Here is a 15,550-nt window from a genome sequence, read left to right as displayed (position 1 = left end):
GATTTTACTCGTCCTCAGAGTAAGGGTCTAGGTCATCAGGCTCCATATCATTTGGTAAGTAAAGGTCTGAAAGGTCTTCATGGGAATCATTGCCGGTTAAACCTTTGGCTAGTCCATCGCTGCCCACTGTTACCAAATCAATTTGCTGACGGTAGTAATCGACACTTTTAACTTGGACGGCGACGCGATCGCCTAGTCTATAAGAAGCGCGATTTTTGCGACCAAACAGTGCCTGTTGTCTGGCGCGATATTCATACCAATCATCTTTGAGAGAACTGACGTGTACCAATCCCTCTACCCGCAAAGGCACACCAGGATTACTGCTGGATTCTACCTCAGCAGCTGGTACTTCAATTTCCACAAAGAAACCGTAGGATTGAACCCCAGTAATCACACCTTGAAATACCTGACCGATGCGTTGCTTCATCAGTTGGGCTTTTTGCAGTCCGGCTAAATCGGCTTCGGCTTCTTGGACTTCTTTTTCTCGGTCGTTGATTTGGACAATTACCCTAGTCAAATCGCTTTGGAGTTCTTGTTGCAATTCCGGGGGTAAAACATTCCAGTTAATTTCCTCGTGGCTGGAGGACTGGCGTAGATTGACCCGCTCTCTCACGCGGGTATTGCGGCGATCGCGTCCGTTTTCCAGTAGCGCGTAATACACTCTTTGCATCAGCAAATCTGGAAAACGCCGCAAGGGAGCGCTAAAATGGACATATTGCGGTAGTGCCAGACCAAAGTGAGATCCTTTGGTGGTACTGTATGCAGACGGCTTAAGGGTATCTTGTAATAAGTAAGTAAGAACTTGCTCAGAGGGAGATTCAGCAAAAGCTGTGGTCAAATGTTGGTAATCTAAGGGTTGGATATCGACTTCTGGATCTAATGTGAGGTCAACGCCTAAATTGACTGCCAATTTCAGCATTTCCTGGACATCTTCAACATCGGGAGTACCTTGGACTCGCCAGATAGCCGGAACACCAAGGGCATTTAAGTGAGTTGCAAACAGTTGATTAACTAACAGCACCAACTCCGTGAGTAGCGATCGCACTGGTAAATCATTCACCACCACAGCGCCGAGAATCCCCTCATCATAATAGGCGTTTTGGCTAGGCGGCAGATTCAACTGGAGGCTTCCACGAGTCAATCGCACTTGTTTTACCGCAGTTTGCAAGGCTTGGAGGTCTTGCAGGATTTGGGAAACCTGTGATGATTTATCTTCAGCTTCACCTGTGAGAATTGCTTGGGCTTGTTCAGTAGTCAGTGCAGTCTCGACATTGATGACACTGGGTTGAATTTCCCATTCCAGCACTTCTCCCGATTGGGGATCAATGGTAATTAAAAAAGAGATGGTTAAGCGATCGCTCCCAGGTACTAAAGAACAGCGTTCTGCCACAGTTGGGGGCAAGATTGGCAACACCAATTCTCCTAAATACACTGATTTACCCCGTTTGAGTGCTTCTCTATCTAGGGCTTCGTCAGGTTGGACATAGTGAGAAACATCGGTGATATGAACGCCCAAAAGCCAATTTCCGGCTAAGTTTTTTTCTAAACTAAAAGCGTTTTCTATAATTTTAGTATCATTATTTACCCCTTCAATCGTGAGAGTATACAAATTACGTAAATCCAGCCGATTTTTCAGGTCTGCTTTCAGCAGCTTTTTGGGCAACTTGGCGGCTGCTTCTAGAACATTATCTGGAAAAGTCCGGGAAAGGTCGTGTTTGCACGTAACTAAATCTATATCAGCAGCGGCTTCGGCATCGCTGCCGAGGATTTGCACCACTCGACCAAGGGGAGGATATTGTGCCAACGGGTAACGCAAAACTTCCACATGAACCAGATGATCGATCGCTTCTTCTAACTTTGCCCCGTTCGGTTGAATCTTGAGTTCAAATAGCAAGCGATCGTCTAAAGGCACAGCTCGAAAACCAGTTTCTACTTGCTTAATTCGTGCCAGTAAAGTGTGGTTAGAACGTTCGAGAATCAGCTTCACCTCCCCTTCGGGAGAGCGACGGCGACTGCCTTCTTTAAGAACTCTCACCAAAACGCGATCGCCATTCCAAGCATTGCTCAGATGACTTTCGCGGATGTAAATATCCTCAGCTCCTTCCACATCTTGAATAGCAAAGCAAAAGCCTTTACTAGAACAACGGAGTTTTGCCTCGATTATTCCCTCTTCTGAGACACGGCGGTACTTGCCCCGTTCTTTTACTAAAATACCGATTTTTTCCAGAACATCTAAGGCGATGTGAAGTTTTTGTAAACTTTTTTCATCTTCACAGCCAAGTTTCTTTTCTAAAACCTTCCGAGCTACCAATTTATCATCGGTGAAATTGGCAAGGAGTGTAGCGATTGAAAATTCCATGCAGTGAACCGACCTTTGGTCAAAACATCATTTGTTGTTTAATCTGGTTCATTTCTGTATACCCTCACGGCTTACAGAAACAAGCTGGAAACTAATTGCCCTGAAGCAAGCTTCCTAAGTTCTAAGGAAAGGAAGCCCGACCCAGTAAGAGCAAGAAACTACTCCCGCAGTTCCTTTGCAAAGAAGCCGACCCACGGACAACTCTGGGCGTTTACGAACTTCTCACTGCACGATGCTCTCAGAATTCGCCTGCGTTCAAGTCCCTTCACCTAACCAAACTTAAGATTGCACGCCTAATTAAAATTTAGCCCCGCTAGTTAATTACGCGACGGGTTTTTGAGAAGCTGGGTTAGAGAATCCATACTGCCCAAAAGCGCTATGCACGGGAGCCACTGCCATCCTGGGGTCTCCCCAAGTGGAGGAGGCAGTGCGGTCTTGGGGTCTCCCCAAGTGGAGCAACTGCCGTCAAGTGGCGTGGAAACTACAGGTGTTTGATTGTCTAGAGAGAAGGTAATTTTACGCCATTAGACTCTGATTTTTAACTAGGAGGAACTGCTGGTGAACCCAATTTTCCCACATGTAGAATCGGTAACAATTAGGTAAGCAGCTTAATAAGCAGCGAGGGCGAACCTTATCTCCATTATTGTAGATTTAGAGGGCACTTCCAGAAAATAGTTCTAGATATAGACTTGGGTAATCAGTATAGCATTGCAAGCAAGACTACCCAGATAAGTTAGCACTGACCAAAAATTTCGTCAAAAAAGAGCTACTGCTACAATTAGGACACCAGGCAAAGCAAGAATATCACCTTGATCGCTCAGAGCAGAGAATTATACCTACTCATCGTCTGCCAAGAAACTGATGACACATAGTAAACAATTAAAAATGAATAAATGCAATATTGGCAGGCATCCTGAGTATCGAGTGGATGTAAATTAAAGTAAGGGCAGCCGATCTCGCTTGAACATACAGGCAGTATCAACCCCGTTATTAAAAATATTTAGATTGGTAGCAGTATTATGTTGGCTCAATTCCAGAGCTTGTATCCCAAAGGCAGTTTGATTTCTGAATTAGTGCAAATTTTTCAAGGAAAATATATTGTTCGGGCAAGCGTGCAAATTGAAGGTGTAACCCGTGCTACGGGTATGGCAGCAGCAGAAACAGTAGAAGCAGCAGAAGACCAAGCCAGAACCAGGGCGCTGATAGTTTTGGGTATTACAAACGCGCCACCAGAATCAGTAGCGTTGACCTCAAATCCAGTTTCTCTAGCACAGCTAAATCCTGACTTGAATACTAAAGGTGGATTGAGTGAGCCTGCTGCTTATTCCTCTGCAAAAGATGAGGATTTTGTTAGTAGTCAGTGGTCAGCAGTCAGCGATAAAGAAATATCTATACCGCCTTCCAAAGAACGGAACATCAAACCAGAAGTAGTAACAAGCAGTAACGAACAGTACGGCTACAGCAATGCTGCGCCCCTATCAAACGATACCTATAGCCAGGATTTAGGTCAAAACTTTCCTATGACTGCCAACCGGGAGCTAGAATTCAATCCTCCAGTTGAGAACTTGGAAATAAATTTTGATAACCAGCCAGAAAATCAAACCTTTCCGGCAATTTCTGCCAACAATGTCACACCATTTACACCCCGGAGTTACAGCCCTCAAGAAAATGTCACTACCCCGGCAGTGACAGGAAAGAGAAAGAAAAAAGCTGAACCCGTGGATTTATCAGATGTAATTGCTAAAACAGATGTCGAACTTCAGCGTTTAGGTTGGACACCAGAACAGGGACGGGAGCATCTGATTGAAACCTACGGTAAGCGCGGGCGGACTTTGCTGACTGAAGAAGAATTACACGGATTCCTCAAATACTTACAATCTCAGCCAGATCCAATAGCGGGATTTTAGTTAGTCATTAGTCATTTTCCATTTGTAATTAGGACTTACGCACACTCTACGAATTCTCGGCGCTGCTTCTCTTCGATACGCTGCGCGTTGGCGGAAGCCGACGCACCAGAAGGCGGTTCGATAAATTAAGCTTTTTAGCAATTTTTGCATAAATTATAATAATAACTAATACGAAGTTGCCAAAGATAGTATTATTTGAGCGGAAATAAAAACTGTCATTGATTATGCCTCGTGTGCGAATTGAAATTGTGCCGCACCTGGGCTATCCAGAATTAGACTCGTCTAGAACTTATGCATTGACAAAGTAGACAATTGGTAAGTTAGGGTTAACGAGGAAAAAATACCCTCCTAAGTCGAGAAAGATCAAAAGCGCGATCGCGCTTTTAATCGGCGAGTTTACAAGATTGACTATACCCGTGCATCTGCACTGACTTGATACTGAACTTTATTTGAGCTAAACTGTCTGCTCCGGATAATGACGAAGTAATCTCCTGCGGTTAGATACTGGCGTGTAATTTGGTGGGAAAATGAGTCGCGACTTTGGCCAATCACTTCGCCTTGATTGCGATCAATTTGACCATTGTTGTTTGAATCCCTAACTAATAATAAATCTGTCCGTCCTCCGTTCGGGGCAACGCCTTCCAGTTTTAAACGTAAGTTAGAGCGCCCGGTGAGTAGCACTTTTCTAAAGTCTTCTAAGTCATCGGTGGTGGTCACATCGCCTTTAATCTGAAGAAATCCTTGACCACTATTCAAATTCCCTTCGAAATCCGCTGCAAAAATGCTATTGTCGTTATCGGGTGTCGCAAAAGCTGGAGAAACCAATCCACAAGTCAATAAAGTTAGCAACGTTAGCTTGAGACTCGATTTGAAGCAATTCATGATGTTCTTCCTGAAGATAAATGATTGATTTTTGGTATTACACACTGTACAAAATGACTTGGTGTGTTTGTAACCTAAATCTAAACTAAGCTTTTAATAAAAAAAATACAGTCTGAAAAAGACTTTAATAGTATGAAGTTAAAAATAAAATTCAAATTGCTTGGTATTATTTAGTCACAAAAAGTCTGTTTTGATAACATTGATTTACTCCAGCAAACTAGTTTTGAGGCTATTGTAGAGCGACAAATTATGGTTCTTCCCAACTTTTGGTGATCCTATGTCAGGATCGAAATGTGTATCTTGAGACAATTAAAAGTTGGAATTTCTTCAATATCTGCTACCGGATCAAGACTACCTTCATCTCGACAAATGGGATCTTGACCCTTTAAAATCGGGTTTTGAACTTCTAAATCACGCCTGATGTGAATTAAAAACGCCTCTTGTACCGTAAGGGTTTTGAGATTGTCCAAGATCATAATTTTGGAATTATCAACGCAATTACAAGGGTTTCAACACTTAATTCACATTAAACATAAATCAACTTTTGAACTCAAATAACCCCTCTTCAGTTATGAAGAAGGGTTATTTTTAGGGTTTAAGGAAATTAAAAGTGGTAAATCACCATTTACCAATCGTGACTATTAATTAAGAACAGCAACTGCTGGGCGACTACCAGCGGAGTGACGGTCAATCACTTGGTCAATCAAACCGTAGTCCCTGGCTTCCTCTGGTGACATGAAGAAGTCACGTTCAGTATCTTCAGCAATTCGCTCAATTGGTTGACCTGTATGTTCGGCTAAATAGTCGTTTAGCCGCCGCTTGTGGTACAGAATTTCCCGCGCCTGAATTTCAATATCAGTCGCCTGTCCTTGAGCGCCACCTAAAGGTTGATGAATCATAATCCGAGAATGGGGTAGACTCATCCGCTTACCCTTAGCACCCGCGCTGAGGAGAAAAGCACCCATACTCGCCGCCAATCCGGTACAAATTGTACAGACATCAGGGCGAATATGTTTCATAGTGTCAAAAATGCCCATACCAGCCGTCACCGAACCACCGGGAGAATTGATGTACATATAAATGTCTTTCTCCGGGTCTTCAGCATCCAAATACAGCAGTTGGGCAACAATCAAGTTGGCAATATTGTTATCAACTTGTTGTCCCAAAAAGATGATGCGCTCACGTAACAGCCGTGAGTAGATGTCAAAGGCGCGTTCACCTCGACCCGATTGTTCAATAACGATAGGAATCATGGAAGCGTGTTTGTGGCTACTTTAAATACATTTTATCGGTGACAGCACGAAACTGGGGCTGATCTCTACTATTCCCAGGTGATATAAGTAAATCTTGGCTATTCTGTCTTATTCAACAAAGGAGCAAAATGTGTTTTTGCAATAAATTTAACTTCTAAGGACACTTTTTAGCGACAAAAGCTGTCTAAGAGAATATCCCGGTTTAGAGAAGAATAAATCAAAAAACTTCAATTGTCGCCAATCTTATATCTCGGACTTTGCTGCACAACCTTGGCGATATATTGATTAGACCGATAACCGAAATCCGATTTGCTTAGGGAATTATGTTAACTATCAGTAACATTTTAAACATTTTTTTAGAATTTCCTTCGGCATTTATCAAGTTATTTTTGTTAGATTCGGTAAATCGGGAGTACGAGGTGTATTTAGAATAACCAGTCGTAGTTGAAATGCTATCCATTCAGAGAGAGACGTGCCATGCTGGAAAAACTTATACAAGCCGCCATCATCACCTTCTTGCTCCATCTGATAGCAGGACTTAGCCCAAATACTTTAATGCAAACAAAGACAGCAGCACCTATGCAAGAAACGCCACCAAATATTGTTAGCTTGCTATTGCGATCTTTTCAATAAGAATGTTTCATAAGTTGCACAAGTGTCAGTAAGTCGGCGTACATAAAATTATATAAATGATGATTCCCTTGTAGTTAGCGCTGACTACAAAACTGCAATTTTTTACACTTACTTAGGCGAGATTAAAAGCAAAGGGATAATTTGCTCATTGAGTTTCTTAACTTAATGTACATAGCTGTCTAGGCTCACACTCCTGAGAACAGGGTAGACTGAGCAAAGAAGGCAAACTAACTTGCGTTTGATTATGACTAATCGCCTTGCTGAAGCTAAGAGCCTCTATCTCCGCAAACACGCCGAAAACCCAATTGATTGGTGGCCTTGGTGTGATGAAGCACTTGCAACTGCAAGGGCGCAAAATAAACCGATTTTTCTCTCCATTGGCTATTCTAGTTGCCACTGGTGTACTGTCATGGAAGGCGAGGCTTTTTCTGATATTGCGATCGCTGACTACATGAATACCAATTATCTTCCCATCAAAGTAGACAGGGAAGAAAGACCTGACCTCGATAGCATCTATATGCAAGCTTTGCAGATGATGAGCGGTCAAGGGGGTTGGCCTTTAAATATTTTTCTTTCCCCAGAAGATTTAGTACCGTTTTACGCTGGTACTTATTTCCCTGTAGACCCGCGCTATGGTCGTCCGGGATTTTTGCAGGTGTTGCAAGCGCTTCGCCGTTATTACGATACAGAAAAAGCGGACTTACAACAACGTAAAGCCTTAATTGTTGAGTCTCTGCTCACGTCTGCGGTGTTGCAAGACGGTACAACAACCGAGCTTGAAGACCAGGAATTACTCCGCCAAGGTTGGGAAACCAGTACAGGCGTAATTACTCCTAGTCAATCTGGCAATAGTTTTCCGATGATTCCCTACACAGAATTAGCACTGCGGGGAACTCGATTTAATTTTGAATCTCGCTATGATGGCAAGCAAGTTTGTACCCAACGGGGACTAGACTTAGCGCTGGGCGGCATTTATGACCATGTAGCCGGTGGTTTTCACCGCTATACTGTTGACCCGACTTGGACAGTACCCCACTTTGAAAAGATGCTCTACGACAATGGACAGATTGTCGAGTATCTGGCTTCTTTATGGAGTGCAGGAGTACAAGAGCCAGCCTTTGAGAGGGCGGTTGCTGGAACTGTACAATGGCTGAAGCGGGAAATGACTGCGCCTGAAGGTTACTTCTATGCTGCTCAAGATGCCGATAGCTTCACTGAATCCACGGCGGTAGAACCAGAAGAAGGAGCCTTTTACGTCTGGAGTTACAGCGAATTACAACAACTGTTAACGCCTGAAGAATTAACCCAATTACAACAACAGTTTACGGTGACGCCTAACGGCAACTTTGAAGGACGTAATGTTTTGCAAAGACACCATTCAGGTCAACTGAATGCAACGCTGGAAACGCCACTGAGTAAATTGTTTACCGCTCGTTATGGCGTTAATTCTGAGTCACTAGAAACTTTTCCTGCTGCTCGGAACAACCAGGAAGCAAAAACTACTAACTGGCCAGGTCGCATTCCCTCGGTGACAGATACGAAAATGATTGTCGCCTGGAATAGTTTGATGATTTCTGGGCTGGCTAGGGCTGCTGGGGTTTTCCAACAACCTTTGTACCTGGAATTAGCAGCACGAGCGGCGAATTTTATCTTGGAAAATCAGTTTGTCGATGGGCGTTTCCAGAGACTCAACTATCAAGGAGAACCAACCGTTTTAGCGCAGTCTGAAGATTATGCTTTGTTTGTTAAAGCTTTGCTAGATTTACAAGCTTCCAACCCTGAGCATGAGCAATGGTTAGAAAATGCGATCACTATCCAAGATGAATTTAACGAATTTCTCTGGAGTGTAGAATTAGGTGGTTACTATAACACATCAAGCGATTCTAGTCAAGATTTAATTGTTAGAGAGCGCAGTTATGCAGATAATGCCACACCATCAGCCAATGGAATTGCGATCGCTAACCTTGTCCGTCTGGCTCTACTCACCGATAATCTAGATTATTTGGATTTAGCGGAACTTGGTTTGAAAGCTTTTAGAAGTGTAATGCATCGCGCTCCCCAAGCTTGTCCCAGCTTGTTTACAGCTTTGGATTGGTATCGTAATTCTACTTTGATTCGCAGCACAACTGAGCAAATAAACTCGCTGATCCCCAAGTTTCTGCCGGTGGCTGTGTTTGCCATCACATCTGATTTACCAGAGGGAAGCGTTGGGTTAGTTTGCCAAGGTTTGAAGTGTCTTGCACCAGCAGAAAGTGTAGAGCATTTATTACAACAAGTCCAGAAAAGTCAGAATAGAGGATAATTTTGGCAACATCAGACGCATAACCATGAATAAACCGCCTGTACTTGGAAACATCAGTCCTATTATTCCTGCTGGTGGCGATATGGAAAAAGCGATCGCTTTCTATGAACTACTTGGTTTTACAACAATCTATAAAGAAGGCGATCCGGTCACTATGGCAATTATCAAACGCGACTTTGCAGAAATTTTTCTGCAAAAAAATGATGATCAACACCTAGCGGAATGGACAACTTTTCGGATCAAAGTTGATGGTATTGAGCAACTTTATCAGGAATTTCAAGTACTAGGCGGACAAATTATTCATCCCAACGGTCAGCTGCAAACGAAACCTTGGGGAATGAAGGAGTTTGCGATTATTGATCTAGCTGGTGTGTGCATTACGTTTTTTGAGCCAAAAAACTAACATGACTACCCGAAGCAAATTAACCGCCATAGTTTTAGCCGGCGGTAAGAGTTCTCGGATGGGTCAGGATAAAGCCTTGATTCCCATTCAAGGAGTGCCGTTGTTGCAGCGAGTTTGTGGGATTGCTAAAGACTGTGTTGCTGTTGTTTATGTAGTAACTCCCTGGCCGGAACGCTATCAAGACTTGCTTTTGCCTGGTTGTGAGTTTATCCGAGAAGTGCCTTTGTGTGGAGAATCTTTAGCCCACGGGCCTTTAGTTGGATTTGCTCAAGGGCTAGCCCAAGTACAGACAGATTGGGTGCTGTTGCTAGCTTGCGATTTACCGAGGTTGCGGGTTGAGGTGTTGCAAGATTGGGCAAGTAGACTTGATAGTGTAGGGGATAATGCGATCGCGGCTTTAGCTTGTCATCCAAAAGGCTGGGAACCTCTGTGTGGTTTCTATCGCCGTCGCTGTTTGCCACAACTCGTAGAGTTTATCAACCAACGGGAGCGATCGTTTCAACAGTGGCTTCGGCAATATCCTGTAGAAGTTTTGCCCTTAGCAGAACCAGAAATGCTGTTTAACTGTAATACACCAGAAGACTTGGCTTTAAGTTGAGTTGGGGAATGGGGACTTAATCGTGAACTGAACCTGCGGAAACTCTGGTTATAAAGTCATTTTTCGGATGATTTGAATTCACCTCTAATTCACCTCTATAGTTCAACACAGTTCAGATCAGCCCAAAACCCTGATGTAGAGATGCGATTTATCTTTGCTAAAAGGGGTTTAAGACCCCATCCCCAATGCCAAAGCTTGTTTTGCTGTTGGGGTCTAAATCCCCAAACGCTCCTACGTCGCTAACGCTTCGCTATCACAAAACGTAATTGCGAATGGGCGAAAAAGCGAATTGCGAATTGTTTAACGTGTCTTGGTTATTTGAGATTTAAACTCATTAAAATTAGTACATAATAAAAACTTTTATCACATAACCACCAATGCTATTTCCTGAAAATGAAAGCCAAAGGAGCTTTAATTTACTTTTCTCCAAAAATCCCACCCCTATGTGGGTATATAACCAGCATAATCTACAATTTTTAGATGTAAATGAAACTGCTGTTATTCACTACGGCTACTCACGAGAAGAGTTCTTGCAAATGCGAATAACTGACATTCACCCTTCAGAAGACGTGCCTATCTTCCTTGAATATTTAGAACAAAAGCACTCTAATTTAGATTTTACTGGTCGATGGCGACATCAGCGAAAAGACGGACAGATTATTGATGTTGAAATTTTCACACAGACAATAGACTATGGCAGTTATCAGGCTCGCTTAGTTCATATACGAGACATCACAGAACACAAACAAATAGAAAGAACTCTTCAACACAGTGAAGCTAGATTTCGAGTTATTTCTGAAGCCATTCCTGTTCCATTCATTATCTCGCGTGTGTCTGATGGGTTGATTTTATACGCTAATACAGGGTTGCTTCAAACATTTCAGTTTTCTCCAGAGTATTTAGTTAATTGCAAACAAATTGGAGAATTGTATCATAATATAACAGATTTAGAAGCACTGTTGACAGTTCTTAATCAGCAAGGTTTTATTCATAATTATGAACTGCAATTAAAAAAAGCAGATGGAACTCGTTTCTGGGCGATCGCTTCTTTACAGTATTTTAAATTTAACAATGAATCAGCAATTTTAACGGTATTCAATGATATCAATGACCGCAAAAATGCCGAAACAAAACTCCAAGAACAAAATGAGTTTTTGCGGATAATTTTTGAGAGCATACCATTGATGATTGCCCTAGTTGGTCCTAATTGCAAGCTCCAATGGGTCAACCAAGAATGGGAAAATATTCTCGGTTGGAAATTTCAAGATTTCCAAACTCGTAATGTCTTGGAAGTGTTATATCCTAATCTTGAATATCGACAGCATGTAATTAATTTTATGCAGTCTGCACAACGCAATTGGGGTGACTTTAGAACTCAGATGCGCAATGGTCGTTTACTAGATACGTCTTGGACTAATGTTTACCTTTCAAATGGTCAAATTATTGGTATTGGGCAAGATATCACAGAACGTAAGCAAACTGAACTAGCTCTAAAAGCCCAAGCCGAGCGGGAGCAATTGATGCGAACTGTTTCTCAACGGATTCGTCAATCTTTGAATCTTCAAGATATTCTAAATGCAACAGTTCAAGAAGTGCGAGATTTACTTGGGGTTGATCGAGTCTTAGTTTATCAGTTTGACTCAGAGATGATCGGCACAATTATGGCGGAATCGGTGGAACCTGGATGGACGGTTTCTTTGGGTATACAGATTCATGATACGTGTTTTCAAACAGGTGCAGGAGTGGAATATTATCAGGGACGCAAACGAGCGATCGCTAATATTTATGAAGCTGGACTAACTGATTGCCATATTAGCTTGTTAGAACAGTTTGAGGTGAAAGCAAATTTAGTTGTGCCCATTTTGCTAGAAGTAAGCTCTCAAAACCCTGGCTCTTACATTTGGGGTTTACTGATTGCTCACCAATGCTCTGGTTTTCGTGAGTGGGAAGAAAATCAATTAGATTTGCTCGATCAAGTGACAGTCCAATTAGCGATCGCAATTCAACAATCCAGCATCTTAGAGCAAGCTCAAACTGAACTTGTTCAAAGGCAAAAAGCTCAAATCAAGTTAAAAACGGCCTTAGCTGAAAAAGAAGTTCTTTTAAAAGAAGTTCATCATCGAGTTAAAAATAATTTGCAAATTGTCTCCAGTTTATTACAACTTCAGTCTCAAACACTCAAAGACCCGGAAATAATCAAAGTTCTTCGAGAGAGTCAAAATCGAATTGAGTCAATATCTCTAATTCACAAAAATTTATATACTTCCGCTAATATCGGACAAATTGATGTCGCTGACTATATCAGTAATTTAGCAGCCAGCTTGCTAATTTCCTATCAAATATGTCCTGGTAAAATTTTTCTAGAAACTGATATAGATTCAGTAAGCTTGAATGTCGATCAAGCTATTGCCTGTGGATTGGTGATTAACGAATTAATCTCCAATGCCCTCAAACACGCTTTTCCCAATCAACAAGTAGGCAAAATCAGTATTGCTTTACACAATACTGGCAACAGTATCGAAATGACTATCCGAGATAATGGGATTGGTTTACCAGATAATTTAGATTGGAGAAATACTGATTCTTTGGGTCTATCGTTAGTACATGACTTGGTTACAGAACAACTAGAAGGCGATATTACTTTAAAACGCGATCGTGGAACAGTATTCAAAATAAAATTTACGCAGTTAACTTTGCATTAATAAATATCAAATGGGTCAAGCTAGGATTTTAGTCGTTGAAGATGAAGTGATTGTAGCTAGAACTATTGCTAGTCAACTTAGTCAACTAGGATACATTGTTACGGGTACAGCTTCATCTGGAAAAGTTGCCATTGCCAAGGCATTGGAAACTCAACCAGAACTAGTATTAATGGATATTATTCTTAAAGGTGATATGGACGGTATTGCTACCGCCACTCAGATTCGCCAGCAGTTAGATGTACCTGTAATTTATTTAACCGCTTATGGCGACGATCATACTTTAGAAAGAGCCAAAATTACCCAACCTTTCGGATACATCGTTAAACCATTTACTACAAAAGATTTAAAAATCGCGATCGAGATTGGTCTGTTAAAACACCGGTTAGAACGTGAACTGCGGGAAAATCGAGATCAGTTAGCAATCCTTTTAAACTCAATGAGTGATGCTGTAATCGCTACTAATGAGCAGGGAAAGATGACATTCATGAATCCCGCAGCTGAAGCACTGACCGGCTGGCAGCAAAAAGATGCTTTAGGAAATGAGGCAGCGAAGATTTTTCATATTGTCGATGAAGTGACAGAGACAACATTAGAAAATCCTGTGACAAAAGTGCTGCGGGAGCAACAGGTTGTTTATTTAGGGGAATTCACATCTCTAATTACAAAAAACGGCAAAAGAGTTCCAATTGGCGATAGTGCTTCACCATTAAAGCAAGGATCTGACCAGATAAATGGTGTAGTAGTTGTTTTTTGGGATCTTAGCGAACGACGCCAAACAAAATTGCTAGAGCAGGCATTAGAGAAGGAGCAAGAACTTAATCGTCTCAAATCCTTATTTATCTCTACTGTATCTCATGAGTTCCGTAATCCCCTAACTGTTGTTCAAACCGCAGTAGAACTCATGGAAATGCAAGGAGCAAATTTGACAGATACAAAAAGAGGCATCTATTTAAAGCGAATTCAAGGCGCTGTGCAATCTATGGAAAAACTTATGGAAGAAGTGCTGTTTATGGGTCGAGCGGAAGCAGAAAAACTCATATTCAACCCTGCTCCTCTTAACCTAGAGCAATTTTGTCGAGAGTTAATTGAAGAATTTTTGATTGTTAAAAGCAGCGTGTGTGAAATTGTTTTTACCTGTCATAGTGAGAATACGTCCGCTGTAATGGATGAAGGACTTTTACATTACCTGTTTGCAAATCTTCTCTCAAACGCGGTTAAATATTCTCCCCAAGGTGGCAAGATTCAGTTTGATTTAATATGCGATCAAATTGAGAAAGTAGCAACTTTTTACATTCAAGATCGAGGTATGGGCATTCCCGAACCAGACCAAGCTCGACTGTTTGAATCATTCTACCGAGCCTCAAATGTCAAATCAATTCAGGGTACTGGATTGGGGTTAGTAATCGTTAAAAGGTGCGTCGATGCTCATAGGGGTCAAATCAGTGTCACAAGCGAAGTTGAAGTTGGTACTAGATTTACGGTAATTTTGCCCTTAAATTCCGAATTATCCTTGACTGAAGCTTCCGAATTATAAATTCTTCTTCAACTTACATCCTGATTTTTGTTACCAACTTGGGTTTGGTAGTGGCGCCATTTTTCCTGCTGACGCGCTCTTTTCTCTTCGGTGAGGCTATCAAAACAATAGGGACAGGAGATACCTTGCTTATACTTTGGAGACACTTTATCTTCCTCAGAAATCGGACGGCCACAACAGAGACACAACTCATAACTTCCTTCCTCCAACCCATGACTAACGGCTACCCGCTCATCAAAAACAAAACATTCTCCTTCCCATAAACTTTCTTGTGCTGGAACTTCCTGCAAATACTTCAGAATGCCGCCCTTGAGATGATAGACTTCTGCAAAGCCTTGGGCAAGCATGAAGGATGAAGCTTTTTCACAGCGAATGCCGCCTGTACAAAACAGAGCAACCTTTTTGTGTTTAGTTGGGTCGAGATGGTGGCGCACATAATCGGGAAATTCGCGGAATGATTCAGTTTGGGGATTTTCTGCCCCTTGGAAAGTACCGATCTTCACTTCATAATCATTGCGCGTGTCAATCACGGTTACTTCTGGATCGGAAATTAAATCATTCCATTCTTGGGGATTGACATAAATGCCAACTTGCTCATTTGGGTCGATTTCTGGCATCCCCAAAGTGACAATTTCTTGCTTTAACCGCACCTTCATCCGGTCAAAGGGTGGGGTTTCGGTATAGGACTCTTTGGATTCTAAGTCTGCTAGACGGGGGTCAGAACGCAGAAACCAGAGAACTGAGTCAATCGCCTGACGCGAACCGGCAATTGTACCGTTAATCCCTTCAAGTGCCAGCAAAATCGTCCCCTTGACACCTTGCGCTTGGCAGTAAGACAGCAGAGGATCTCGTTTCTTGGTAAAATCTGGCAGCTTAACAAATTTATACAGTGCTGCGACAACTTGGATCTTTTCTGGCTTCATCCCTTTGGTAGTAGAACAATATAAGTTACAATAACAACGGTAATCAAAGTTATC

Annotated in this window: 12 protein-coding genes; 7 read left to right on the top strand and 5 right to left on the bottom strand. The window is 42.1% G+C overall.

The features are described 5' to 3' along the window. Nucleotides 1-4 precede the first annotated feature (4 nt). Nucleotides 5-2,359: a ribonuclease R family protein gene (locus HWQ58_RS36915; protein WP_292873569.1), complete on the bottom strand. Its 2,355-nt coding sequence runs from the start codon at nucleotides 2,357-2,359 to the stop codon at nucleotides 5-7. A gap of 1,019 nt (nucleotides 2,360-3,378) precedes the next feature. Between HWQ58_RS36915 and HWQ58_RS36910 the strand changes: the two genes are divergently transcribed. After that, nucleotides 3,379-4,266: a hypothetical protein gene (locus HWQ58_RS36910; RefSeq protein WP_292873567.1), complete on the top strand. Its 888-nt coding sequence runs from the start codon at nucleotides 3,379-3,381 to the stop codon at nucleotides 4,264-4,266. A 408-nt stretch (nucleotides 4,267-4,674) separates the two neighbouring features. Here the strand turns inward: HWQ58_RS36910 and HWQ58_RS36905 are convergent, their stop codons facing one another. The 3 genes from HWQ58_RS36905 to clpP all read right to left on the bottom strand — a co-directional run bounded on the left by HWQ58_RS36905 (nucleotide 4,675) and on the right by clpP (nucleotide 6,401). After that, nucleotides 4,675-5,148: a hypothetical protein gene (locus HWQ58_RS36905; protein WP_292873565.1), complete on the bottom strand. Its 474-nt coding sequence runs from the start codon at nucleotides 5,146-5,148 to the stop codon at nucleotides 4,675-4,677. 275 nt (nucleotides 5,149-5,423) lie between these two features. Further along, nucleotides 5,424-5,624, bottom strand: a complete 201-nt coding sequence (locus HWQ58_RS36900) for a hypothetical protein (protein WP_292873563.1) — start codon at nucleotides 5,622-5,624, stop codon at nucleotides 5,424-5,426. 165 nt (nucleotides 5,625-5,789) lie between these two features. Continuing rightward, nucleotides 5,790-6,401, bottom strand: coding sequence for an ATP-dependent Clp endopeptidase proteolytic subunit ClpP (gene clpP, locus HWQ58_RS36895; protein WP_292873561.1), 612 nt, complete (start codon nucleotides 6,399-6,401; stop codon nucleotides 5,790-5,792). Nucleotides 6,402-6,878: 477 nt separating this feature from the next. On the opposite strand from clpP, the gene HWQ58_RS36890 reads away from it, so the two are divergent. The 6 genes from HWQ58_RS36890 to HWQ58_RS36865 all read left to right on the top strand — a co-directional run bounded on the left by HWQ58_RS36890 (nucleotide 6,879) and on the right by HWQ58_RS36865 (nucleotide 14,573). Next, entirely contained in the window at nucleotides 6,879-7,034 is a 156-nt protein-coding gene (locus HWQ58_RS36890; RefSeq protein ID WP_292873559.1) for a hypothetical protein, read from the top strand. 244 nt (nucleotides 7,035-7,278) lie between these two features. Beyond that, on the top strand, nucleotides 7,279-9,336 hold the full coding sequence (locus HWQ58_RS36885; RefSeq protein WP_292873557.1) for a thioredoxin domain-containing protein: 2,058 nt from the start codon (nucleotides 7,279-7,281) through the stop codon (nucleotides 9,334-9,336). A 25-nt stretch (nucleotides 9,337-9,361) separates the two neighbouring features. After that, on the top strand, nucleotides 9,362-9,739 hold the full coding sequence (locus HWQ58_RS36880; RefSeq protein WP_292873555.1) for a VOC family protein: 378 nt from the start codon (nucleotides 9,362-9,364) through the stop codon (nucleotides 9,737-9,739). A gap of 1 nt (nucleotide 9,740) precedes the next feature. Beyond that, on the top strand, nucleotides 9,741-10,337 hold the full coding sequence (locus HWQ58_RS36875; RefSeq protein WP_292873553.1) for a molybdenum cofactor guanylyltransferase: 597 nt from the start codon (nucleotides 9,741-9,743) through the stop codon (nucleotides 10,335-10,337). A gap of 377 nt (nucleotides 10,338-10,714) precedes the next feature. Further along, nucleotides 10,715-13,039 carry a PAS domain S-box protein gene (locus tag HWQ58_RS36870; RefSeq protein ID WP_366839295.1) on the top strand — a complete coding sequence of 775 codons (2,325 nt, stop codon included), beginning with the start codon at nucleotides 10,715-10,717 and terminating at the stop codon, nucleotides 13,037-13,039. A gap of 10 nt (nucleotides 13,040-13,049) precedes the next feature. Further along, a complete protein-coding gene (locus HWQ58_RS36865; protein ID WP_292873551.1) occupies nucleotides 13,050-14,573 on the top strand; it encodes an ATP-binding protein in 1,524 nt (507 codons plus the stop codon). 8 nt (nucleotides 14,574-14,581) lie between these two features. Here HWQ58_RS36865 and HWQ58_RS36860 read toward each other — a convergent pair whose 3' ends face one another. Continuing rightward, nucleotides 14,582-15,496, bottom strand: a complete 915-nt coding sequence (locus HWQ58_RS36860) for a rhodanese-related sulfurtransferase (RefSeq protein WP_292873549.1) — start codon at nucleotides 15,494-15,496, stop codon at nucleotides 14,582-14,584. Nucleotides 15,497-15,550: the final 54 nt, after the last annotated feature.

The organism is Nostoc sp. LPT, assembly GCF_017115165.1.
Taxonomy (GTDB): Bacteria; Cyanobacteriota; Cyanobacteriia; order Cyanobacteriales; family Nostocaceae; genus Nostoc.
The sequence above is the reverse complement of the archived record's forward strand: the minus strand, read 5'-3'. Positions and strand labels throughout refer to the sequence as shown.